The sequence below is a fragment of the Virgisporangium ochraceum genome (assembly GCF_016863655.1).
In the GTDB taxonomy this organism is placed as follows: Bacteria; Actinomycetota; Actinomycetes; order Mycobacteriales; family Micromonosporaceae; genus Virgisporangium; species Virgisporangium ochraceum.
The window spans coordinates 100,000-122,766 of record NZ_BOPH01000088.1 but is presented as its reverse complement, the minus strand read 5'-3'; the positions used below and the strand labels follow the sequence as shown (position 1 = coordinate 122,766).

General features: G+C 69.6%; 28 protein-coding genes. 19 read left to right on the top strand and 9 right to left on the bottom strand.

Annotated elements, in window-relative coordinates:
- The first annotated feature begins 1 nt into the window (after window position 1).
- From Voc01_RS31580 to Voc01_RS31570, 3 genes are all read left to right on the top strand, one after another.
- Window positions 2–1,099, top strand: a complete 1,098-nt coding sequence (locus tag Voc01_RS31580) for a WD40 repeat domain-containing protein (RefSeq protein ID WP_203931259.1) — start codon at window positions 2–4, stop codon at window positions 1,097–1,099.
- 189 nt (window positions 1,100–1,288) lie between these two features.
- Entirely contained in the window at window positions 1,289–1,741 is a 453-nt protein-coding gene (locus Voc01_RS31575; RefSeq protein WP_203931258.1) for a hypothetical protein, read from the top strand.
- A 125-nt stretch (window positions 1,742–1,866) separates the two neighbouring features.
- Window positions 1,867–3,693, top strand: coding sequence for a WD40 repeat domain-containing protein (locus tag Voc01_RS31570; protein WP_203931257.1), 1,827 nt, complete (start codon window positions 1,867–1,869; stop codon window positions 3,691–3,693).
- A 196-nt stretch (window positions 3,694–3,889) separates the two neighbouring features.
- On the opposite strand, the gene Voc01_RS31565 is transcribed toward Voc01_RS31570, so the two are convergent.
- From Voc01_RS31565 to Voc01_RS31555, 3 genes are all read right to left on the bottom strand, one after another.
- Window positions 3,890–4,432, bottom strand: coding sequence for an RICIN domain-containing protein (locus Voc01_RS31565; RefSeq protein ID WP_203931256.1), 543 nt, complete (start codon window positions 4,430–4,432; stop codon window positions 3,890–3,892).
- A 163-nt stretch (window positions 4,433–4,595) separates the two neighbouring features.
- Complete coding sequence (locus Voc01_RS31560) at window positions 4,596–5,732, bottom strand: hypothetical protein (RefSeq protein WP_203931255.1); 1,137 nt, start codon at window positions 5,730–5,732, stop codon at window positions 4,596–4,598.
- A 33-nt stretch (window positions 5,733–5,765) separates the two neighbouring features.
- Window positions 5,766–6,422, bottom strand: coding sequence for a hypothetical protein (locus tag Voc01_RS31555; RefSeq protein ID WP_203931254.1), 657 nt, complete (start codon window positions 6,420–6,422; stop codon window positions 5,766–5,768).
- A gap of 328 nt (window positions 6,423–6,750) precedes the next feature.
- On the opposite strand from Voc01_RS31555, the gene Voc01_RS31550 reads away from it, so the two are divergent.
- From Voc01_RS31550 to Voc01_RS31495, 12 genes are all read left to right on the top strand, one after another.
- Window positions 6,751–7,281, top strand: a complete 531-nt coding sequence (locus Voc01_RS31550) for a MauE/DoxX family redox-associated membrane protein (RefSeq protein ID WP_203931253.1) — start codon at window positions 6,751–6,753, stop codon at window positions 7,279–7,281.
- A gap of 52 nt (window positions 7,282–7,333) precedes the next feature.
- A complete protein-coding gene (locus Voc01_RS31545; RefSeq protein ID WP_203931252.1) occupies window positions 7,334–7,897 on the top strand; it encodes a hypothetical protein in 564 nt (187 codons plus the stop codon).
- Window positions 7,894–8,187: a hypothetical protein gene (locus tag Voc01_RS31540; protein WP_203931251.1), complete on the top strand. Its 294-nt coding sequence runs from the start codon at window positions 7,894–7,896 to the stop codon at window positions 8,185–8,187. Before Voc01_RS31545 ends, Voc01_RS31540 begins: the two co-directional genes overlap by 4 nt.
- Before the next feature lie 77 nt (window positions 8,188–8,264).
- The gene (locus tag Voc01_RS31535; protein ID WP_203931250.1) at window positions 8,265–8,840 is read left to right on the top strand and encodes a hypothetical protein; all 576 of its coding nucleotides are present in this window, start codon (window positions 8,265–8,267) and stop codon (window positions 8,838–8,840) included.
- Between the two features lie 53 nt (window positions 8,841–8,893).
- Entirely contained in the window at window positions 8,894–9,196 is a 303-nt protein-coding gene (locus Voc01_RS31530; protein WP_203931249.1) for a hypothetical protein, read from the top strand.
- 27 nt (window positions 9,197–9,223) lie between these two features.
- Window positions 9,224–9,670, top strand: a complete 447-nt coding sequence (locus tag Voc01_RS31525) for a hypothetical protein (RefSeq protein ID WP_203931248.1) — start codon at window positions 9,224–9,226, stop codon at window positions 9,668–9,670.
- Window positions 9,671–9,698: 28 nt separating this feature from the next.
- A complete protein-coding gene (locus Voc01_RS31520) occupies window positions 9,699–9,962 on the top strand; it encodes a hypothetical protein (RefSeq protein WP_203931247.1) in 264 nt (87 codons plus the stop codon).
- A 116-nt stretch (window positions 9,963–10,078) separates the two neighbouring features.
- The gene (locus Voc01_RS31515) at window positions 10,079–10,699 is read left to right on the top strand and encodes a hypothetical protein (RefSeq protein ID WP_203931246.1); all 621 of its coding nucleotides are present in this window, start codon (window positions 10,079–10,081) and stop codon (window positions 10,697–10,699) included.
- 131 nt (window positions 10,700–10,830) lie between these two features.
- Entirely contained in the window at window positions 10,831–11,268 is a 438-nt protein-coding gene (locus tag Voc01_RS31510; RefSeq protein ID WP_203931245.1) for a hypothetical protein, read from the top strand.
- 160 nt (window positions 11,269–11,428) lie between these two features.
- Window positions 11,429–12,310: a hypothetical protein gene (locus Voc01_RS31505; protein ID WP_203931244.1), complete on the top strand. Its 882-nt coding sequence runs from the start codon at window positions 11,429–11,431 to the stop codon at window positions 12,308–12,310.
- Window positions 12,311–12,313: 3 nt separating this feature from the next.
- Window positions 12,314–12,607 (top strand): hypothetical protein, encoded by a 294-nt coding sequence (locus Voc01_RS31500; protein ID WP_203931243.1) that lies wholly within the window; start codon window positions 12,314–12,316, stop codon window positions 12,605–12,607.
- Window positions 12,608–12,797: 190 nt separating this feature from the next.
- Complete coding sequence (locus Voc01_RS31495) at window positions 12,798–13,277, top strand: hypothetical protein (protein ID WP_203931242.1); 480 nt, start codon at window positions 12,798–12,800, stop codon at window positions 13,275–13,277.
- A 160-nt stretch (window positions 13,278–13,437) separates the two neighbouring features.
- Here Voc01_RS31495 and Voc01_RS31490 read toward each other — a convergent pair whose 3' ends face one another.
- Window positions 13,438–13,899 carry a hypothetical protein gene (locus Voc01_RS31490; protein ID WP_203931241.1) on the bottom strand — a complete coding sequence of 154 codons (462 nt, stop codon included), beginning with the start codon at window positions 13,897–13,899 and terminating at the stop codon, window positions 13,438–13,440.
- A 659-nt stretch (window positions 13,900–14,558) separates the two neighbouring features.
- On the opposite strand from Voc01_RS31490, the gene Voc01_RS54735 reads away from it, so the two are divergent.
- Both Voc01_RS54735 and Voc01_RS31480 read left to right on the top strand, forming a co-directional pair.
- Window positions 14,559–15,041: an Hsp70 family protein gene (locus Voc01_RS54735; RefSeq protein ID WP_373873895.1), complete on the top strand. Its 483-nt coding sequence runs from the start codon at window positions 14,559–14,561 to the stop codon at window positions 15,039–15,041.
- Window positions 15,014–16,111 (top strand): Hsp70 family protein, encoded by a 1,098-nt coding sequence (locus Voc01_RS31480; protein WP_203931239.1) that lies wholly within the window; start codon window positions 15,014–15,016, stop codon window positions 16,109–16,111. The genes Voc01_RS54735 and Voc01_RS31480 overlap by 28 nt, the downstream gene beginning before the upstream one ends.
- A 13-nt stretch (window positions 16,112–16,124) precedes the next feature.
- Here Voc01_RS31480 and Voc01_RS31475 read toward each other — a convergent pair whose 3' ends face one another.
- Entirely contained in the window at window positions 16,125–16,679 is a 555-nt protein-coding gene (locus Voc01_RS31475; protein WP_203931238.1) for a hypothetical protein, read from the bottom strand.
- A 345-nt stretch (window positions 16,680–17,024) separates the two neighbouring features.
- Here Voc01_RS31475 and Voc01_RS31470 point away from each other — a divergent pair, with 345 nt between their 5' ends.
- Together Voc01_RS31470 and Voc01_RS31465 are read left to right on the top strand one after the other, a co-directional pair.
- The gene (locus Voc01_RS31470; protein WP_203931237.1) at window positions 17,025–17,366 is read left to right on the top strand and encodes an ADP-ribosylation/crystallin J1; all 342 of its coding nucleotides are present in this window, start codon (window positions 17,025–17,027) and stop codon (window positions 17,364–17,366) included.
- Window positions 17,367–17,422: 56 nt separating this feature from the next.
- Entirely contained in the window at window positions 17,423–17,953 is a 531-nt protein-coding gene (locus tag Voc01_RS31465) for a hypothetical protein (protein WP_203931236.1), read from the top strand.
- Window positions 17,954–18,075: 122 nt separating this feature from the next.
- On the opposite strand, the gene Voc01_RS31460 is transcribed toward Voc01_RS31465, so the two are convergent.
- From Voc01_RS31460 to Voc01_RS31445, 4 genes are all read right to left on the bottom strand, one after another.
- Entirely contained in the window at window positions 18,076–18,540 is a 465-nt protein-coding gene (locus Voc01_RS31460) for a hypothetical protein (protein WP_203931235.1), read from the bottom strand.
- Window positions 18,541–18,630: 90 nt separating this feature from the next.
- Window positions 18,631–18,954 carry a hypothetical protein gene (locus Voc01_RS31455; protein WP_203931234.1) on the bottom strand — a complete coding sequence of 108 codons (324 nt, stop codon included), beginning with the start codon at window positions 18,952–18,954 and terminating at the stop codon, window positions 18,631–18,633.
- Window positions 18,955–19,130: 176 nt separating this feature from the next.
- Entirely contained in the window at window positions 19,131–21,959 is a 2,829-nt protein-coding gene (locus Voc01_RS31450) for a helix-turn-helix transcriptional regulator (RefSeq protein WP_239160606.1), read from the bottom strand.
- A 96-nt stretch (window positions 21,960–22,055) separates the two neighbouring features.
- Window positions 22,056–22,763, bottom strand: coding sequence for an alpha/beta fold hydrolase (locus Voc01_RS31445; RefSeq protein WP_203931233.1), 708 nt, complete (start codon window positions 22,761–22,763; stop codon window positions 22,056–22,058).
- Window positions 22,764–22,767: the final 4 nt, after the last annotated feature.

Here is a 22,767-nt window from a genome sequence, read left to right as displayed (position 1 = left end):
GTTGGGTGACCGCGACGCCGCACGGGCGGAACTGGAGAAGGCCGCCGTCCGGAAGATGCGGGAGGGGTACGTGGAGCTCCGGGCCGTCGACGAGACGGAGCCGGGCGGCGTGGTCTTCCACGGCCTGTTGCCGCGGCGCAGCAACGCGAACATGGTGGCGTTCCACCCGGACGGGCACACGCTCGCGCTCGCCGTGTCGATTCAAGAAGGCGGCCGCGAAGTGCACCTCGTCGACCTGCGGACCGGTGTCCGCGTGGTCGCCCACAAGGACCCGGACCCCGACGCGGTGACCCGTACCCTGGCGTTCGACGCCGACGGCTCGCACGTGACGTTCACGGCCGGCACCCGGTCCTCCATGACAGAGGCCACGTATGCGCTCTCGCCGGTCACCGGCCGGCTTCGGGAGCTGCTCTACCTGCGTCCGCAGTGGGACGACGCGCACCGGCGGGTCCTGGTCCGCGACGACAGCGTCCTGCGGGTCCTCGGACCGGACGGCGAACCGTGTCTCGACGTGCCGGTCACCTCAAGCCTGACTTCGCCGTCGACGCTGTCGCCGTCCGGCCGGCTGCTCGCGGTAGCCCGGTTCAGTGCCAGTTACTCCACCTGCGGCCTCGAGATCTGGGAGGTCGAGGGTGCCCGCCGGGTGCTCTCGGTCCCGTTCCCTTTCCCGGACCGTACCGACGGCATGGCCCGGTACCTTCTGGAGCTCGCTTTCGACGCGACCGAGCGGCTGTTGGTGGCGAGCGGCGGGTTGCATGTCGGATGCTACGGCGTCTCGGTCGACACCGGTGAGTTGCGCTGGACGATCGCGGGCAGCACCCGCGGCGCCTACTGGTACGAACGCTTCGAGGCCCTCACGATGTCGCCGGACCGCACGGTGCTCGTCGGCGTGCCGGTGCAGGTGAGCATGCCGGAGCGGGTCACCGCACCGGCCGCAACGTACGACGTCACGACCGGCCAGCGGCTCGCACCGACATACGAGACGCCGGGCGGATCGCCCTATGCCGCAACGGACGTCGCGGTCTCGCCCGACGGCCGGCTCGTCGCGGTCACGCACATCTCGGAACTGGTCACGGTGTTCCGGTCTCCGCTGCCGTAGCGGCGGAGCAGTCGCCGGCCACGCAACCCACCTGCCACGCGTGACTGCTGACCGGAGCGCGGCTGGAGAGGCAACCGCGATCGTTGGCGGACAGTCTGTGTCGAATCACCCCGCGGCATGGCTTCAAGGGACCGTCCGGGCCGCCCCCTTCTGGCGTGCTAAGGTCCGCCCGTCGCGGGAGGCGGAGCCATGCGTGTCAAGTTCGAGCCAGGAGCGGTGCTCAAGTTTCGTATGGGCGAGGAGGACTTCGCCTACGCACTGATGCTGGAGACTTTTCCCTACATCGCCTTCTACGGGTACCAGGCGGTGTTCGTCGACGGACGGCCACCGGCGACCGCTCCGATGTTCGTGACGCTGGTCGAGCGGGGCGCGTACTCCACGGGGCGGTGGGGAAAGCCGGTCACCCACGTCGGTCGGTCGAACCTACCGCCGATTCCCCGATTCTTCTGGCAGAGCCCGGTCAACAAGTTCGACATCAAGATCGTCGAGCCGGGGAAACGTCGCTTCACCGCGTCCACCGACGAATGTGAGGATCTCGAACCCGAAGCCATCTGGTCGGCGGAACACATCGAATCGCGCATCGTCGACACGTACCTGGGCAGGCCGAGTGCCGCCTTCGAGGCGGTCCGCCTCAAACGCTGAGGAACCGTAGCCGGCTGATCAACGCGCCACACTGTGGCGATCCTGGACATGCGCCACTCGCCCAAGCCCCGTGATGAGGCTGGCGTGCGACTGCAGCTTGCCGGCGCGGCGTATTCTCGCGACCGATGATTGACCTACGCGGCGCCCGGACGCCCTTCGCGGGGCACGCCGGGGGTGTCAACGCTGTGGCCCTGAGTCCCGACGGCATGACGTTTGCGACCGCGGGAGAGGACGGCACGGTCCGGACATGGGCCGTGGCCACCGGTGCGGAGGTGCACACGCTGCGCGGCGACGGCCAACCGGTCAAGACCGTGGCGTACGCGCCAGACGGGTCGACGCTCGCCGCGGCCGGCAACGCGGGCAGCGTCGAGATCCGCGACGCCGCCACCGGCACGCTGATCCGGGCCCTGGATGGCCACGCCACCGGCCTCGGACCGTATGGGCGCAGCCCGCTGAGCGACCAGGTGCACTCCATGACCTACAGCCCGGACGGATCGATGCTCGCCACCGCCGGCGAGGACGGCACCGTGCGCCTCTGGGACGCGCGCACGGGCGCCGCCGGCATGGTGCTGCGCGGGCACGACCAAGGCGTCTGGGGCGTGGCGTGGAGTCCCGACGGGTCGACGATCGCGTCGGCGTCCGCGGACAGGACCGTCCGCACCTGGGACGCACGCAACGGCGCGCCGGGCCTGACCGTGGAAGCCGATCAGGCGGTGTCGGTGGCGTTCAGCCCGGACGGCGGCACGCTCGCGGCGTCGGTCCGCGACGCAACGCGGACATGGGACGCGCGCACCGGTACGGCGAAGCTGACCCTGCCGGCATCGGGTTTCATGCGATCCGTGGCCTTCGGCCCGGACGGGAAGACACTCGCGGCGGCCGGGAACGGCGTCGTCCGCGTCTACGACACGCCGACCGGTGACCTGCGGCACGAACTGGCCGGGCACGGGTCGGCGGCCGTGAACTGCATCGCGTTCGGCCCGGACCCGGCGCTGCTGGCGTCGGCCGGCGAGGACGCGACCGTGCACCTGTGGGACCCAGGGACCGGTGCGCGGCGGATGGTGCTCGCCGGTCACCGCGGCTACACCGGCCGCCTCGAGTTCAGCCCGGACGGCTCGGTCATCGCCTCGATCGGCGAGGACCACCTGGTGCGCACGTGGGACGCACGGACCGGCGCGCCGGTGCTGACCCTGGCCGGGCACAAGGAGCGGCCGAAGGATCTCGCGTTCAGCCCGGACGGCACGATGCTCGTCAGCACGGGTCTCGACCGCAAGGTGCGGATCTGGAACCCGCGCACCGGCGCCAGCCCGGTCGTGCTGACCACCACCAGCGTCTACATCGGATCGGTGGCGTTCAGCCCGGACTCGGCCATCCTGGCGACGGCGGACCAGACCGGCACCGTCCAGCTCTGGGATCCGCGCAGCGGCTCCGAACTGCTGGCGTTCAAGGCCAACAACAACTACGAGTCGGTCGACGCGATCGCGTACAGCCCCGACGGCACCGTCCTGGCCACCGCCGACGAACTGGGCCAGATCCAGACCTGGGACGCCGACACCGGCGCGGCCCGGCTGACCTTCACGGCCCATCACGACCAGATCTTCGGCGTGTCGTTCAGCCCGGACGGCTCCCTGCTCATGACCCACAGCGACGACGAAACCCTGCGGCTCTGGGACGCGGCCACCGGCGCGCCACGGACGGTCCTGCATTCGGACTTCCCCGGCATGCGCTCGCCGGTGTTCAGCCCGGACGGCTCGACCGTCGCCGCCGGGGCGGTGCAGGGCGGCATCTACCTGTTCGATGTCGGCACGGGCGGGAGCCGGCTACTCGTCCCGGGCACCGAGCGGGTGCATGCGGTCGCCTACAGTCCGGACGGTGCCGTGCTGGCCACGACGACGGCGGACGAGCGCGTGATCCGGATCCACGACGCCCGCACCGGCGAGCCGATCACCCCCTGAAGCCGCCCAGCACGGACGACCGGAACCGCGAAGGGGCGGTCCGCTGCTGGCAACAGCGGACCGCCCAGACGTCTCCGGGTGTCCAGCACGACCTACCCGAGTGGAGACCTGGTGAGCTCAGGCACACCCGCCACGACCGTCACCGCCACGCTTGGGCGGTGCGCCCGCCGGTGCTGACCCGAACGGGGCGGGTTGCCTAGAAGTACCACCGCTGCGAGATGTTGCCGTTGCAGGGCCACACCATGAGCGGCGCGCCCTTGCGGTTGGACGTGGTGTCAAGGCACATGCCGGTCAGCTGGTTGACGATCTCACCGGTCGTGCGCAGGTCCCAGTTCTCGGCGTGGGTGAAGCTGCCGGTGGGGTTCGGGACCGGGCCGCTGTAGCACTCGTGCTGCACGACCCCGGAGCCGGCCGTCGTGCCGGTGACGGTCAGGCATTTGCGGGCGCTCTTCGACCGGATGGTCTCCAGGCCCGGCACCGGGCCGCTCGCGACGACGAGGATGAACTGCTGCTGGGACGCGCCGGAGCAGGTCCACAGCTGCGCCCGGGCGCCTTCCGCCGGGTCCTCGGACTTCATGTCCGTGCAGTACTGGCGGACGTCGGCGCTCTTGAGCTTGTTGTACGTGTTGTGGTTCAGCGCCCACGCCGACGTGGCGGTCACGCCGAGCAGCGCCGCCGCCGCGGTCGCCACCACGGCGAGGCGGCGCAGGGTCGTGCGTATGCGGGAGGTGTTCGTCATGTTGATGCTCCTTGGAGTTCGCTCGGTCCGTCGCGAACGACGGGCACCCGAACGGGCGTTCCAACCGGTTCCATCCCGTTCAGCCGACGCCGGGTCGGATCCGCGACTGTGCATCGGCGGGGTTGTCCCGCCGGCTGACCGGCCCTGATGAACAAGGCAGGGCTCAGGTGTGCTGGCCGACCTGGGCCCCGGCGCCGCATTCGCAGGCGAACCCGTACAGGTACTGGCTGAACCCGCCGAGCACGCCCTGGTTTGCCTGCCCCACGTACACCATGGGCTTGTCGCAGCACTCCGGCCAGAACGGGTGCTGCCGGAACTCCGGCAGCCCACCCAGCCAGCCGACCGGCTTCGGCTGGCGCGGCACGTCCGGGTCGTACGGCTGGTACCGGTTGCCGCGGCCGAGCCCGAGGCGGACGGGGTTGGTCCAGGCATGCCCGCTGTCGTCGTTGCCGGGGCAGCGTTCGTCCCGTTCGTCGTCGAGGACGAGCTTCCCGTCCACCGTGGTCCAACTCCGGAAGGTGGCCATCTCCTCGTCGGCCTCGCACTGAGAGCAGAGGCTGCCGATGAACGGGTGCCGCCGGGTGCCGGCCGGGGCGAGACCGAGCAGGCTCAGGTCGACGTCGAGCACTATCGACAGGGGACGGGCGCAGCCGGTACCGCGCGGATCGGCGAGGACGTCGCCGGCTGGCGGGTCCACCCGCAGGCCCGGCTCTGGCTCCGGGTGCTCGGACAGGATCAGCCGCAGCGGCCGGACGTAGCGGCGGACCCCTGGTCCTTCGGGCGGCACCCAGATGCCGTGCCCAGCGGCGATCTCCCGGAGCTCCGGACGGGCGCGGGCCAGGTCGGCCAGGCGGGCCAAGGCGTGATCGGTGTCGACCCCGGCGAGTAGATGCACCCGCTTGTCCCCGGGAGGGGACGTCCTGCCCGGTGGACCGTCCGCGATCCGGGCCGCGAGGGCGTCGACCGCCGGGTCGGACGCGTGATAGGCCGCCAGCCAGTAGTCGGGCCACTCGACGTCGCTGAGGTGGTCGATCGCGACGCTGTCGAAGGTGGTTACCGCATCGGCCCACGGGGCCAGCGACTCCGGCTCCCAGTCGACCAGCTCGCGGAGCTCCCAGCTGCGCTCGCCGCCGTGCCCGGCCAGGATGTAACGCACGTACGAGCGGCGCTGCGCCGGGGTGGCCCAGAAGACGTGCTCGAGACCGCCGCCCGTGGTGCCGATGTCGCGGTCGTACCAGTCTTCCTCAGGGTGCGGCAGGAACCGGTCGCCCGGCATCGTGGCAGCGGCGGGAACGGGCACCGCGCCACTTTACTGGCCGTGTCATGTTCGGCGTCATCGGTTCAGGCCCAGTTCCGTCAGTAGTCCCCATGGCCGGGCTGTGACCTTGGCGGCCGTGGCCCGGCGCAGGGACAGCGGCTTGGCGCGCATGCGTGCGTACCACTCCGACAGCCGGTCCTCGCCCTCGAAAACCTGTTTGTCCGTCAGGAACTCACACACGGTGGCAAGCCAGGTCGGGTCCTCGGACTCCGTGATGTGCACCAGCAAAGCGTCCCACGCTGGGCCGGCCGGGCGGCGGTCCAGTACGGCCCGGCCGACGACCAGATGGTTTGCCGGTGAGGCGAGGAACAGTTCCTGCAACACATCCAGATCGGTACCGGACAGCGACCCCGCAGCGCGCCACAGGATGTAGCTCAGCTCCTCGGCGATGTGCCGGCCGCCGTCACGGTAGCCGGCTACAAGCCGGGTCAGCCGTTGCGGGTCCATGCAGTGGCCCAGCACTCGAGCGGCGTCGGTGAGGTTTCCCCGGTAGCCGCTCTCACCCGTCATCACCAGCAGTTCAGCGGCGTCACACAGGAGCGCTCGGCGCGGCGGGTCGGCGGCCTCGTATCCGTCCTCAAGCGGCTCGTTGCTGAAGATGTGATCGATGAAGGCCGCCTCGAACGGGGCCGCCGTCTCCGCCAACAGTCGGCGGGCTTCCTCGAGTGTCATGGGACCAGACCCGTCGGTTCGGTCAGGTGGCGCATGATCTCGCAGATGGCCATCGGCTCACAGGTTACCGATGCGGACCAAGAGGATCTGGGCGAGCGTGACGCACCCTGCGCGAGCTTCCGCACCTCTGTCCACCCACGCCTCGGCGCGCCGCTTGCCGGCGCCGCCGAGCAGCCGTCCGAATCATGGACGCGACTCGGCCCGCACTGGCGAAGTGAACGTTAACTATTGACCGTGGTCGAATCCTGACCGTACGCTGCTGACCACGAACCGGAGGATGACGGTCCACGATCCGTCACCGCAATGCTTGTGACCACGGGGGTGGCCGGTGAGTTCATTCGACTCTGCCCTGATCGCAGTGAATTCGCTTACCGCCGCCGGCCTGATTGTCGCCGGAACCACCAAACTCGTTGTCCCGCAACCGGTGCGTCGCGCGCTCCGTGAACTGCTGCCCGGGCATGAGGTACCGGCTGCGGCCGTGAAGATCTTCGCCGCGGCAGAGCTGATGGTAGCGATAACACTGCTGCTGCCGGCCTCGAGCGTGGCGGCCGGGTACGGCCTCGCGGTGCTCGGGCTCACCTTCGCGGTGGCCGGCCTCGCCGGTCGCGCGCGCCGGAGCACCGTCGCGTGCGGCTGCCTCGGCGGCGGAGACCAGGCGTTGGGTCTGCGCAACGTCCTGGCCGGCGTGGCGTTCCTCGGCGTCGCCGGGCTGAACGTGGCCGCGGTGTCATCCGATCCGGATCCATTGAATGCGGCCCCGCTGGCAGGCGCCGCCTCCACCCTGCTGCTCTGCGCGTGGACCTACCGCGCTCTCATGTGGGGGCTGCTCGGGCCGAAGCCGGCACAGGCAGACAGGTAGACCACTTCTCCGCACGTCGACCGGTTCCCCGCACCTAGCCAAGGAGCCATGAATGGACCTGTTCTTCGGATTCGTCCTCCTGCTGCTCGCCGGTGGCATGGTGGCCCTGTTCGCGATGGTCGGTGAGCTCGCCTCACGCGTCGGTGACCCGGCCAGCCCCGCACCGCCGTCGACCCAGGTGGAGCCGGTCGAGGACGCGCGCATCGGGCACGTGCCGGACGTCTGGCCGGGCGGACTGGAGGTGATCGGCACGGCCGACACCGCGGTACTGCTGGTGCTGAGCACCGTCTGCGCCAGTTGCCAGACCGTCGCTCAGCAGTTGGCGCAGCGGCCCGACATCACCGCCGACCGGCCGTGGGGCGTCGTGGTGACGTGTGGCGACGTCGCTCGGGGCGAGGAGTTCGTCACGCGGTACGGGCTCGGCCCTTTGCCCCACCTGCTGGACGTGAACGGTGACTGGGTGCGCGCCGAGTTCAACGTCGAGTCCAGCCCGGTGGCGGTTCTGTTCGCACACTCCACCGTGGCGGCGACATTGCTGTTCAACGACGTCGCCGCGCTCAACGCCGCCAGCGCCCGCGCCCTTGGCGGACACCGACATGAGGAGGTAGCACCATGACCGGCAAACAGGAGAACGGGCGGCCGCGCCGACGGCGCGTGCTCGGCGGGCTCGGCGCGACGGGCCTGGCCGCCGCTGTCGCCGTGTTCGGACGCAGCGGTCCCGCGGCGGCCAAGTACAACGTCGCGTGCTGTCACCTGGAGTACGCGCCGACCCGGACGATCTCGTCGTGCCTGTCCGGACGGCACTATGTATGGCACTGCTGGCACGCGGGCTACGTGCGCTGCCAGTGCTGCGAGGTCAAGGACCCCTATGGCGCCACCGTCGCGTCGGCGTACAGCTGCAACTGACCATGTACGCGGGGGTGATTCTGGCCGCGGGCCTGCTCGGCGCCGTCCTGCAGGCTTTCAGCCCTTGAGGACTGTCGATGGCTGGGGTCGCCAGCCCGATGATGGGCAGGTCCCGCGCTGAGGGAGTCCGGTTCCTCGCCGGTCTGCTGGCCGGTGGCGTCGCGGGAGCCGGCGTGCTCGCACTGCCCGTGTACCTGCTCGGCCGGGTGCTCGATCCGTTGCCCCGGTGGGCCTCGCTGGCCGCCGTGGTACTGGTGCTCGCACTGCTGGGCGTCGCCGACCTCCGGCAGCGGACGCCGCACGCCTGGCGTCAGGTTCCCCAGAACCTCTGGCACAAGCTGACCCCGGGCTGGCTCGGCGTGGTGTGGGGGTTCGACCTCGCGCTGCTGTTCACGACCCAGAAGACGACGTCGCTGATCTGGGCGTCGTTGGCCGGGCTGGTCCTCCTCCAGCCATCCCTCGCGGCGGTGGCGCTGATCTCGATCTCCGTCACCTCGACCGTCCTCGTCATCGTGTCCACGGTGACCGCGGGGGCGACCGAACGGACCGGGGCGGGCTGGAGCGGCCGGTGGGTGTGGCGGATCAGGCGGGCGTCCGGGCTGCTCATCCTCGCGGCGGCGGTCGGCGTCTCCGTGCACGGCCTGACCGTCTAGACATGGCAACCCGTGCCCGAACCGCGGGGGCACCCGACATGAGGAGGTCGCCCATGAGCGACGGCAGTATCGACAAGAAGGCGGGACAGGTGCGCAGACGCCGCCTGCTCGGGGGCGTGGGCGCCTCCGGCATCGCCGCCGCCATCACCGTGTTCGGACGCAGTGGTCCGGCGGCGGCCGTGTACAACGTCGCGTGCTGTCACCTGGCGATGGCGCCGACGAAGACGATCTCGCAGTGCCTGGCCGCCTCGCACTACGTGTGGCACTGCTGGCACGCCGGCTACGTGCGCTGCCAGTGCTGTGAGATCAAGAACTCGTCGGGCACGTACACCGCTTCCGCATACAGCTGCAACTAGGCCCGCACGACGAGGGAGGGAGCGGACATGGGTGTCGAGAACCAGGCGGGGGCCGGAACCGGCCGCCGCAGTCCCCGGCCCGACGGCATGGAGCCGCTGTTCGAACTCCACCCGGAGGGCGGGCAGGTGATGGTCACCCGGTTCGAGTGCGGCACCGTCGCCAAGCTCCTGTACATGGTCCTGCTCCACCTCCGGATCAAGCGGGACGTGCACCGCATCGCCGAGGGGCTCATCGGCAGCCGGGTAATCATCGACTGGCGCCGTCGGGTGATGTTGAGCATCTCGCTGTGGCCCGACATCGACAGCGTCTACTCGATGGGCAGCGTGCCGCGGCACATCGCCGGCTCGCGGATCCCCGGCCGGCTCGGTGTCCGGACGACGTGCGGAGTGTTCTGCTTCGCCGGTGACTGGAGGCGGGTCATGTTCGGCAGCCCGACCGAGCCGCGTACCCCGTTCCTCCCCGTAGACCAATGAATCCGTACCGAAGGTAGAGGAGGCTGTCATGGCCCAGACAGACCGCGGCATCGTGACCGTGCACAGGAGAGCCGACGGCACTGCCGTCGTGGAAATCGGCTCCGGCGTCAAGCAGGGCCGCGCGGTCGGCGTCTTCGCCCGGCACGTCGGCGTCACGTCGGACAAGCTTCGGGTCGACGTCGCGTTGAAGAGCACCGGCAACCTGTCGTACAGCGAGGAGATCGTCGAGGTCTTCCCGGACGACAAGGGGACGGTCTACATCCGTCCCCTGCAGGACGTCACCAACCTGTAAGCAGTCCTTCCCGTGGGCTCCGGCCCGGGGCCCACGGGTCGTCGACGGGACTTTCCTGGCGGAGGTCGGCGGAAATGGGTCAGCGCGCGGGCGGGCGCTGCGGCACGATGTCGGCCATGACGTCCTCTCCGGCTCCGGCCGGCGCCGACCTGCGCCCGTGGCGCCGCTGGTACGCGCTCGCCGCGGCGGTCGCGGTGCTGGGAGTGCTCGTCGGCATGCTGCTCTTCGCCGCGCGGGCGCGGGTGTGGATCGACGAGTTCCCCGACCCTGGCAGCCGTCACCTGGCCGGCGAGGCGATCCCGCTCGACCTGCGGGCCGGCGAACCGGTCGTGCTCTACACCAGCCCCACCGACCCCGTCGACCTGTTCTGCACCGGCGAGGTCGCCGGGGCGGAGGTCGATGTCTTCGGGGTGGACTACACCTTTACCTTCTTCAGCGGCCAACGGTCCTGGGCGGCCCACTCCGAGATCGTGTCCGACCGCACCGGCACGGGCAGCCTGAGGTGCACCGGTCCGGCCGGGGTCACGCTGGCGATCGCCCAGGTGCCCGACAACGGGCACCTGCTCCGCATCCTGGGCGGCGGCATCGTACTGGGCGCGATCCCGGCGGTCCTGGGCGTGGTCGGCGGCGTCGTCCTAGCCGTCCGCGTCACGCGGCGGCGCCGCGCGCACCGGGAGGAACTGCCGGCCGATGACCGCACCCCCGTTGTCGAACGCGTGCGGGACTACCAGGCTTAGTTGGCCATTGCGACGGTTGGTTGGCGACGCCCGGCAGGCGGGTGGCGCCACCAGATCAACACCAGTCACGGAGAGTGTCGGCAAGATGACGCTCAGGTCTCGCTGCACCCCGCGATGTGTTGACTTCCGGCATGCGACTTCGTAGCTCACTCCTCGCCCTGGCGGCGATCCTGGCCTCCGTCCTCCTACCCGCCGCGCCGGCGCACGCCGTCACGAGCGCCAACTGCATCTGGTACACGGTCGGCCCGACCAACCCGGGCCTGCGGTACGCGACCTGTGCCGTCGGCGGCGCCGACTGGATGGAGGGCACCGTCTGGATCGTGAACCAGTCGGCCAGCACCAGCCACTACATCAGCAAGCTCGAGGTCTTCACCGACCTGGGTGGCTTCAACACCTGCTACCCCAAGGAATGGCTGGCACCCGGCGCGTCGCGATCGTGCTCGGTGATGCCGTTCCTCAGCACTCCCCCGGGAACGAAGAAGGCCTACGGCCGCCCGTACTTCTGGGCGCCGACGCTCGGCGCGTACGACTGGCGGCAGGGGCCGTCGGCACCGGTGCTCGTCACGTGACGCCGCGGCGGGTTCCTGCGCCGAGCGTGCCGCCGGACACCATCGCCGTCATCAACCCTGGGTTGGAGACGGAGCTTCCACCCACCGCACCATGACTCCCGCCGGCCGGGCGCCGTACCGTCGCGGAATCGGTTGCCAACGTCGATATCCGGGGGAAATCGTGGCCGCTGCCCGCCGTCGCCGGCTCATCACCGTGCTGTGCTCACTGCTCGTCTTCGCCGGGCTGCTGCAGCCGGCCCGGCCGGCGGCGGCGGTTCCGCCCGACGGTTTTCTGCTGACCAACACCGCGCTGTGGGGCATCCACGGGACGACGGTGCTGCGCACCGCGGCCCGCGACGGCGAACCGAGCGCCTACTTCGCCGCGGCCGGCGCCACCGTGCAGGCCGCCGGATTCGTGGCGCCGCAGGGCATCAACGACATCACCGTGTCGTACTGGTGGGAGGTGCGCTGCTACGACGCGGATTCCCGGCTCGTGCGGGTAACGACGGCGAAGACGGCGGCGACACTGCGCGGCGATCCCCAACTCGCCGTCGACCCGACGTACCTCGCGCCTCCGACGCTCGTACCGTCGGCGACGCTCACCATTCCGATCACCTGTGCCGGGAAGCGCGCCAACGACACCAGCATCGTCTTCTACGTCTCCTACGGAACCCGGCAGGGCGCCCGCAACGACTTCCTCACGCTCGTCGCCCCGGCGGACCTGCCCGGCCCCGACCTGCCGGATCCGGCCTCGGTCGCGATCGTGACGCTGTGGCGCGTCGTGCAGCCGGTGGAGCTGACCGACATCAAGTCCAACCGGTACACCTACCGCCTCGGGCCCGGCAACATCGGCAAGTACTTCTACCCGACCCGCGAGCAGGCCGAGGCACTCGCGCGGATGTACACCGACGCCGGGATCGGCGGGCCGTACACGGTCACCTCCGCCAGCATCGTCGAGGGACGCCTGGCCGAGGCCGAGGCGGTGACCATCGCGGGCGAAGGACGCGCCTTCTTCCTCTCCGAGCGGCTCGTCGCCCTCATCGGCCGGGTCCGGATATGGTGACGTATGCGCTTCCGGGCCCGTGTCGTCCTCAACGCGGCCGAGCCGGGGCGGCCTGAGTTCAGGCTGCCGCTGCCCGCGCAGTCTTTCCTCTACAGGTTCGGCGGCACCACGTTCGGCGGCGAGATCCGCGCCCTACCGCACGGCGGCGGGGGCGGTCCGCTCGTGCCCGGCGCGGCCGGCGAGTACGTCATCGCGCTGGCGGTGCCGGCGGCCGCGGTGCGCGAGGGCGACGCCTTCGACATCTGGTACGGCGCCCGGGTCGGCTCCGGCACGGTTCTCAGCGTGGCCGTCGACTGAGACCCTTCTCGTCGTGGCTGTTCGCAGCGCGGCCCGGGCATCTCCCGCCAGGCCTGCACGCGTGCCCTTACCGTGGGCCCGGGACCCCGCGGTACCGCCGCCCACTACGCGGCGGATGGGTGCAGCTTCTGGGATCGAGTGCTTCGAAGAGGCTCCATCGATCTTGTTCGCTGGCGATACGCTCCGCGGCATGTCGATGGTGTACCACCTCGCCAAGATCACACCCGGGTTTGCGGTGGAGGTTCGGGCGCGTCCTGAGTTGGTCCGCGATCTCTTCTATGGGGACGGCGCGCTACCGCGGAGCGACTTCAAGAAGAAGACCGACACCATCGATGGCAACTGGATACATCTTGGGCGACTGGCGTCGACATTCGCGCAGCCGGTCGAATTCGTGGCCCAGGATACGTGGCTGTCGAAGGCGGTCAACGGTTCTGGCGCCGACGACTTGGGCGTCACGCTCGGATACGGTCCGGTATGGGCGGCGACGCCGCACCGGGTAGCCGAGATAGCACAGGGGGTGAGAGCTGAATCGGCCGCGCTGCCAGCGGAGCCCTCCGCGTTCGATGACGACGAATCGGCGTTTTTCTACGGGGCCGAGGTCTACAAGATCTACAGGTTCTACCTTGCCGCGGCACGTCAGGGCCGAACGGTGGTCGGTGCGGTGCTATGAGCCCGCACCGTCGTCGAGTGCGGTGAACTCGGCAGACTCGCGTCGAGGGGGTCCCCGCCACCTGGCGTGACGGACGATGGCGCAGTGGACGCGCTGAGGGACTGCAACTCGCACCGTTCCGCGCGCCCGAACCCAAGCGTGACCCCTGCGCTCGACGCCGTCAGCCACCGCAGCTGGAGTAATGCTTCTGACCGGTGTAGTCGGAGATTACCCAGCCACCGTCGTCCTTGCGTAGCGTCAGAGTACCCAGGTCGTTCGGGTCGAACTTGAGTTTGCTCCGGCTGCCGTCGGCGTTGGTCCAGCCATCGCCGCAGTACCCGCTGACCTCGGCGGTGTCACCGTCGACCTCGAGGCCGGACGGAACCATCTCGCGATACGCCTTTTTGTCGGTCACCTGGCTGGACAGACTGCTGACGGCCGTTTCGCAGTCCTTGACGTCGTTCTCCGGTCCGAACTTCTCGCGGACCGCGGTGATCATCAACGCGCACGCTTCCTTGCCCTTGTCGTCGGCGATGTAGCCGGTCAGGCGGGTCAGCGCGTCCTGCGGAGTGGCGGCGGTCCTGGGACTACCACCGTCATCTTCACCGCAGGCGGCGACGAACGCGCCGAGAGCAACAACCACGACCATGACAATACGAATTTGCATCGTTCCCCGTCGATCTTCAACGAACTGAGTGAAATGCCGTCAGGCGAGATCGCCATCGCTCACGGCAAGGAGGCGCTCCGCCCAGCGCCACGGTTTCCGCCATGCGATCTCGAGCCCCGAGACCACGGCTCTTCTGACGGATATGCCCCTCCTCGGCGTCGAAGCACTGCGACCGTCGCAAGGCTTCACGACAACACCCGGAAGTTGCCAGGCAACTCTGCGGAAATTCGCGTCGTTCGCCAGCCCGCCGCCGGCGCACGGCCGGACGACCCGAACCGTCGACGTCGCGCGGCTCCTGCGCCTCGGGGCGGGCTGGGCGAGGGGGGTTAATCTGGGTCGATGGAGCGGCGGGCTGTGCGGCTGAGTATCGACTTCGGCACCTCCAACACCGTCGCGATGATCAGCCTCGATGGAGGGCAGCCGCGGCCGCTGCTGTTCGACGGCTCGCCGTTGTTGCCGTCAGCCGTGTGCGCACAGGCGTCCGGGCATCTGCTTGTCGGGCGGGACGCGCTCCACCTTGGCCTGGCCGAGCCGGGAGCGTTCGAGCCGCATCCCAAGCGGTGCGTCGATGACGGCACGATGCTGCTCGGGGTCCACGAGTACCGGATCGACCGGGTCTTCGCCGCGGTGCTCGCATGCGTGCTGGCCGAGGCGGACCAGGTGGGTGCGGGACCACCGGACTCGCTCACCTTGACCTATCCCGCAGTGTGGAGCGAGCAGCGGCAGGCTGTCCTGCGGTCGGCGGCGGCTCAGCGCGGTCGTTTGTCAGCGAACCGGTCGCGGCGGCGAACTACTTCACCACTGTCGCGGGTCACCGCATCGCCCCGGGTGCGGCCGCTCTCGTCTACGATCTCGGCGCCGGAACGTTCGACGCCTCGGTGGTACGGCGCACCGACGACGGCTTCGAGGTCCTTGCCAGCCGCGGCCGTTCCGATGCCGGTGGCCTTGACATCGACGCCGCAATCGTCGCCCACCTGCGGGCAGGCATGGTGGGTGCCGAGCAATGGAGCCGGCTGGAGCGGCCGACAACCGCAGGGGACCGGCGAGCCAGGGTGCAGTTGTGGGACGGGGTGCGTCGGGGTAAGGAGAGATGCTCTCGCGCAGTACCGCGACGCTGATCCACGTGCCCGGGTTCGACGTGGAGGTGCCCCTTGGCCGGGAGGTTATGGACCAGTTGGCCGTCCCGGTGCTCGACCGGACCGTCGCCACGGCCCGGGAGGTCCTCGCCGAGGCCGGCATCGGCGCGGATCACCTTGCCGCGATCTTCACCACCGGTGGCGGTGCCCGGCTGCCGATGGTGTCCACCGTCCTGCATCGCGCGTTCGGACTGGTGCCGACCATCGCCGCGCAGCCGGAACTGGTTGTCGCCGAGGGCGCCCTGTACGACAGCAGACGCGAGCCGCCGAGCATGGTCAGCGCGCCGCCGCACCAGGCCACCCTCGGAAGCACTCTCGTCGGGGCCGGGGCCGGACAACCGCCGGGTGTTCCGACGTGGCCGGGCCCCGCCACGCCGATCGCGGTTCCGCAGGCGGCCGCCACCGGCCGCTCGGCGCGAGCCCGCACCGGATGGTTGGCCGCCGCCGCACTCCTCATTCTGTTCGTGGCCTCCGCGACGGTCTTTGCGATCTTCAACTCCCGGGAAGCCGACCGAGACGGTGAACGCGGTTCCGACACGGCGACATCGATCGCCGGTATGGTCAGCCCGTCGGCGAGCTATCCACCGGGCGTCGACCCCTGTCTGCTGGGGCCCTGGCGCTCGGTATCGTCCGAACAGCAGGTAGAGGTCGAGAACGGGGACGTCCTCGTGTTTGTCGGGCCAGGCGGTACCGTTGTCGATTTCCGTGCCGACAAGACGGTCACGTACAACTACAGCGCCACCAAGCCCAATACGGCGAAGCACAAATCCGTCGAGTGGACCGTCATCCTCCGTGGAACCCTGACCGACCACTACGAGATCCGGGACGGTCGGATCTTCAGCGACACCATCCGCAGCGACGCAACCTCCACCCTCAACCGCAACGGCCAGTTCTACAACGTCGTCACGATCGAGGGTGACTCTGTGTCAACTGAGTACGTCTGCAGCGGCGACACCCTGATCATCACCGCAGCAGACTCCTACTCCAGCCGATTGCAGCGGGTGACGTCCACCGACGCGCCGCCGGTCCCGTCGGGTAGCCCCTCTACCTGACGGCAGGTAGGCCCTATCCGGGGATAGCGAGAGCCTCTCTGCAGATGGGTACGGCTTCGGCGCTCTTCTGCTGCGCCAGTGCGGCATTGCCGGCGAGTTCGGCTTGAGCAGACTCGTTCAGCAACTGGAGGCATTTCCACAGAACCGTCTTCTGACGACCGAGTTCATCAGCGCGTGCCTGCGAGGTGGCGAGGTCCCGCTTCGCTGTTGCCAGATCGCTCTCAACCCTGGCGAGGGCCTCCTGCGCCTTCTTGAGGTCGCTGGAGGTTCTGGCGAGCTGCTCCTGCCGCTGCTCGGCGACCTTCCTCCGGTCGTTGTAGTCGCCGTTCCTGTCGGCGTACAACACGGCGAGGACGGCCGTCGCCAGCACGAACACGCCGAGCAGCGACGCGAGCAGCGGCACCGCCGTCCGGCGTCGCCGGCCACCGACCGACCCGTCCTGGCCGGTCGGGCTGATGCTGCTGACCGGCGATGCGGCACTCGGCGCCGGCGTGGTGAAGTCGTACCCGTAGGCACCTCCGCCGCTGTACGGGGCCGGATAAGGGCCGTGTCCGGACGGTGATGTCAAGGGCGAGGCATAGGGCTGGCCGGAGACCGGTGGGGCGGGCTGAACCGGCGGCCCATTGCGACCGGGAGGAAGCGGGTTGGTGACGTCACCGGCACCGTGGGGATATGGAGGCTGCTGAGGACCGGCGGGGCTACCGGGATAGGACATTCTCTCCTCCAGATGCATCCACACGCCTCGAAGGTTAGTGGGCGAGCGCGAGTGTGGCGGCGTAGGTGGTCGGCGGGCGAGTGCGGCAGAAGGACGTCGATGACGCAGAACTGTCCCACGAGGACCACCTCGCCGCGGTCCCGCATTCGACCGGCGGCCAGGGGCACCGGACTGGCGCAGAAGGGCGATCATGTCGCGGTGGAGACGGTGACGTTATGGCGACCGATCGGGCCCGAGGAACTGGCGTTGGTGGAGGCCTCCGGATGGCGGCGGTGGCCGCCGCGTCTTGCCGAGCAGCCTGTCTTCTACCCCGTGCTGAACGAGGAGTACGCGACGATGATCGCCCGTGACTGGAATGTGAAGCATTCCGGGGTGGGCTACGTGACCCGTTTCGAGGTGACCAGAGACTTCCTGGACCGCTACGAGGTTCACCAGGTCGGCGGTCGGACGATCCTGGAGTACTGGATACCCGCCGAGGATCTCGAACGGCTCAACGACAACATCGTGGGCACGATCGACGTGGTCGCGGAGTACCGGTAGACCGTATGGGTGTGGTGATTGGACCTGGCTGACCGGGTGCGGTGGACCGTGTCGCCATGCCACCGCCGGTCGGCCACTGCGACGTGCAGCGGTGGCTCCATGGCCTGTCGGGCCTGCTCGGCGTGGACTACATGTTCCAGGAGGTGATGAGTAACCACGTCGGCTGCGATCCGGACGAGAGTCGCGTCATGCGGCTCGTCTTTGCGGATACGGAGTCGGTGGACAACCGCATGGACTACCGGCGATGTGGTTCCTACTTCACCGCCGACGGCCGACCGTCAGACGATCGCAAGGCATCATGGGACTGGGCCTGGCGGGTGGAACGCGGTGAGGTCGACATCGACCGGTCGGCGCTGCGGCGCGTCCTCTTCACGACCTTCGCCCTGGTCCTTGACGACCCGCCGACCACCCTGCGACCTGTGATCGCCGACGACGAGACACTCACCCTCCTACGAAACGGGCTGCACGCCCGCTATGGCGCCGGAGACCCGGCCTCGCCGGTGACCCGAATGGCCCACTCGCTGGCGACCCGCTGGGCGGCGGTGGTCGCGACGTACGAGCCGCCGGACCGGGCCTCAGCCGAATAGCGTCACATGCGCCCTTCCGTCCGCGGTCTCTTCGGTCGCCGGCCCCCGAATGGTCGGTTTCGGACGCGGCAGTTCCGCTCTACTCCCCAGGCCAGCCGACGCCGGCGCGGACGTCGGCGCCGCTATCGGCAGCCCGGGTCCGCCTGGCTGGTCAGGGCCCGTTGGAGACGGAGAAGGACCTGGCGAGTGAACGGACTGTCCCTGTCCGGCGTGACCACCGTGACGAGGAACAAGCCGGCCGTGAGCATCGTCGCGCCGTACGGCTCGAAAGTGAACCCGCGGCCGTAGGGATCGTCGTTGAACTGAATGTCGACCGACGGGATGGGAGCCGGTTGGTAGAACACCGCGAACGGGCCCTCATCGCGCTCCATGAGGATCCACCCGTCACGGTCCCAGCGTTGCTCCATCCCCTCGTCGCGAGCGACGAGAACCTCCCCCGCACCGGTCGGCACGACCCCGCGTGCCATCGCCCATCGTGTGAACGTCCCGCTCTCCCCGATCGCGACGACCATGTCCGGCCATTCACGGTGCAGATCATCGAGCATCCCTCGAATGCCGACATGAACCGGTGCGGCCGTGACGAACACCGTGTCGTACCCCATGGTCACCCCTGTCTCCGATCGAGTCGCGGATCAGTGCTCCGCATGATCGCACCACCCGATGGCGAGGGCATCGGGCTAACCCGACGTTGTACGCGACCGCCGCCATCTTTCGTCGATCTCAGGCGGGCGGTTATGGCCGCATTCGATGGTGTTGCCCGCCCGATCGGTGACCTCGGCGTAGCAGTCGCCGTGCTCGACCCACACCGCCATGTTCTCGATGCCTACCGCCCGATCGTCGGTGTCGATCCACATGTCGACCGAGAAGGCCAGTTCCTCGCCCTGGTAATCGGTTCGGATCCGGAACCGCTCGCCGGGCTGCAGCCACCGGTCCTCGCCCAATGGTTCGAGCCACAGGACCAGCAAGCCGGACGAGCGGTTCCGGACGTCCATGGTTGCCATCGCCGCACCGTATACGCATAGGCGCCGAGGAGCGAGGCCGCCTCGCAGTTCGTTGGCGGCCAGCTTTCGTCCCCGGTGGCGGCCTGGTCGAGTCGGAAGCTGTCGCCCTGGGTGACGACGACGTGGGCGCGGTACAGGAGCCGGACTGCGCCGCCTCGTCGTGGACTTCGAGTCCGTCATCCGCCGAAGCCGGGCGTTCGAATGTCGTCGGCGAGGGCAGCTCGGAGTTCGACGCGTGACGTGATGCCGCGCTTGGCGAAGACCTTGTGGAGGTGGTATTCGACGGTACGCGGGCTCATGAACAACCTGGTTGCGATCTCCGGATTACTCAGGCCTTCCCGGGCGAGCCGAGCGATCTGCAACTCGCGCGGGGTCAGGTCGCCGGTGGTCTCGACGCTTCGCCGCCGCGCGTTCTTCCCCGTGGCCCGCAACTCGCCGGCCGCGCGGCTGGCGAACGCACCCATGCCTATCGCGTCGAACATGTCGTGAGCGCGACTCAGGTGCTGGCGCGCTTCCAGCCGACGCCGCTCGCGACGTAACCATTCGCCGTACACGAGGTGGGCGCGGGCCACTTCTGACCGCAGGCGCGTGCCGTGGAGCCGCTCGATTGCCTCCCGATAGAGGTCATCGGCCTGCTCGCCCGACGCCAGCAGCGCACGTGAACGGGCTTCCATCCCCCGTGCCCAGGCGCTCTGGCTCGCGTGCGTGCTCTGCAGTAGTTGTTCCAGGGCGCGGGCGGCCAGGGTGGTGTCTCCGCAACGCACGGCCGCCTCGACCAGCTCGACCGGAGCCCATTGAGCGGCCGCGCCCGGGACCGGACCGTCGGAGCACGCCGCAATGGCCGCATCCCGGGCGTCCGTGTACCGGCCGAGGCCGTTGTAGAGCACGGCCCGGGTCCATTGGACGTTGGTGAGACCGACTCCTTCGCCACGTGCCGTCGCCTCGAGAATCGCGGCCGCGCCGATCTGCTCCGCATCCTCCTCGCGACCCTGCCACGCGGCGAGAGCGAGGGTGCCGTAGTCGGTGATTCGCATCCCGGTCGCCGTGGTGATCGTGGTGACCTCGTCGACAAGGGCGGCGGCGGCGTCGAGTTCGCCTTCGAAGAGGTGCAGAAGGATCCGGGAGCTGAGAGCCAGTGGCAGCACGGCGAGCGCGCCGGCTCGGCGAGCCAGGTTCACGTGCCGTTCGGCCAGCGTGCGTAAAGTGTCGTCGTCCCAACACGCCATGGCGAGGACGAACGCGAGCCACGACCACCGGAGCTGGTCCTCCGGCGAGACCATGCCCTCCCGGAACCGGTGCAGCGCAGTTCTCATCGACGGCGTCGCCACGTCCGCGTTTTCGGTCAGGAGCAGCGTGAACCCGTCCAGCAGTAGATCGGTGGCCGCGGGGACGGCTGGCGAGGGTGGAGCGGCGCGTGCCGCTCGGGCGATCTGCGTGACGCCGTCGCCGGCGGCGAGCCGGCCGGTGAACATGGCGGCGGACACCGCCTGAAGGTAGGTCTGCCGGGCGAGAGTGACGTCGAATGCGGCCAGTTGCCGGGCGGCGTCGAGCAACAGCGGGGGTGCCTGGACGCCACGGCTCGTGGTGAAGGCGATCTCGGCGTGGAGCAGGCTGATCCGGGCGAGGACGCTTGCGTCCCGGGCCCCGCGCCGGGCTGTCTCCAGCAGTTCTTGAGCGGGGCCGGCCGAGCCGGCGTCGTGATGTGCGCTGGCGGCGTCCAGCGCGCGTCGCGCGCGGTCTTCGGGATCGGGGGTGAACATGACGGCGCGGTGCAGGAAGGCCGCCGCTGCGGCGAGGCCGCCCCGTGCCTGGGCCCGTGCCGCTGACCGCTCCAGATCCTCGGCCAGGGCTTCGTCGGGCGCCGTCGTCGCATGAGCGCGATGCCATGCCCGCCGCTCGGTGTGAACGTCCCCGTCGAGCGACTCGGCCAGCGCCGCGTGCACGCTCATACGAGTCCGTGCCGGGGCCGAGCGGTACACGGCCGAGCGCACGAGGGGGTGACAGAACCGGATGCGGGTGCCGAACTCGATCAGACCGGAGGCGGCCGCGGCGGCTGCGGCGCCCACATCGATACTCAGCCGAGCGGCCGCACGCCAGACGACGATCGGATCGCCGTGCAGCTCGGCAGCCGCCACCAACAGCAGCCGCCGCGCGTCCGGTGGCATCTGGCCGAGGCGACGGAGAAAGCTCTGCTCGATCCGCAGCGTGAGCGCCTGACCGACCGGAAAGCCGTAGCCGCCGGCCAGTTCCACATTCGTCAGTCCGCGCGGCAGCTCGATCAGGGCAAGGGGATTGCCGCGGGCCTCGGCGACGATGCGATCCCGCACCTGGTCGTCCATGGGGCCGAGAAGCGCCGTGCCCAACAGTGTCCGGGCATCGCCGTCACTCAGACCGCGCACCCGCATCCGCGGCAGGCTCGCGTCGTCGACGGAACGTGGTCCACCTTCGGAGCTGTCCTCCGCGTCGCGGACCGCGAACACGCAGGCCACCGGCTCCGCGCCGAGCCTTCGAGCCAGGAAGGCCAGGGATTGTGCCGATGCCTCGTCGAGCCACTGGAGGTCGTCGATCACGCAGAGCAGCGGCCGGCTCTCGGCCGCCAGGGCGAACAGGCCGAGCACGCCGAGCCCCACCAGGAAGCGATCGGGTGGCGGTCCGCCGCGCAACCCGAACGCCGTGCCGACAGCGTCGCGTTGCGGTTCCGGCAGCTCGCCGAGCCGGCTCAGCAACGGCGCGCACACGTGATGCAGTGCCGCGTACGCCAGCTCGGCCTCGGACGGGATGCCGACCGCGGAGACCACGCGGCAATCGCCTGCCTGTCGGATCAGATAATCCAACAGGACGGACTTGCCTATGCCGGGCTCGCCATGGATCACGAGCGAGCGGCCCTGTCCGCCGCGCACCGCCGACAGCAGCCGGTCGAGTGCCTCGCACTCCGCTTCCCGCCCCAGCAGCGCACGTGCGCGCTGCCGGGCCGGGAAACTCGCGTCGTCCGAGATCGCTGCCACGTCACCCCCGTCCGGCGGAGCCCCGAGGCAACTCTAGGCAAAGACGCCGAATCGTGGGGGTGTCGGCGGCAGTGAGCTCGGTCGTGACCCGTTCTCCTAGCCGATCGCGGAAGCCGCCTCACGGATCAGGCCGGCCACCGCGGACGCCTCCGGAATTCCGACGCTGTGGGAGCCGCCGGCCAGCTCCACGGTTCGCCGAGAGCCGGCCCGCCGCGCCATGAAGCGATGGACCTCGGCGGGAATGTTCTTGTCCTCGGTGCCGAAGAGGAACCAGGAGGGCACCGTCCTCCAGGCCGGATCGCCGGACGCCTCGTTGAGGGCGGACTCGACGATCGGGCGCTGCCCTACCGCCATGATCGCCGCCTCGGCCGCCGGGGAGTCGGCCGCGAACTGAACGTGGTAGAGGTCCTGCCGGATGTAGAGGTCGGTGTTGCCGTCGGGCAGTTTGACCGGCATGAGGGTCTCGCCGAGAGTGCCGCCTTCGTACCGGCCGGCGAGCTGCGCCGCGCTCTCACCCGCCTCGGGGGCAAACCCGCCGACAAAGACCAGCGCCCGCACCGCGGCGTTACCGGTGGCGCCGTTGGAGATCACGCAGCCGCCGTACGAGTGACCGACGCAGACGATGTCACCGTCGATCCCGGCCAGCACGGCGCGCAGGTAATCCGAGTCGGAGGCGAGACCACGCAGCGGGTTCGCCACCGCGATGACCTGGAAGCCGTCGCCCAGCAGGTCGGCGATCACCCCGTTCCAGCTGGCCGACTCGGCGAACGCGCCATGGACGAGAACAATCGTGGGCTTCTTCATGATC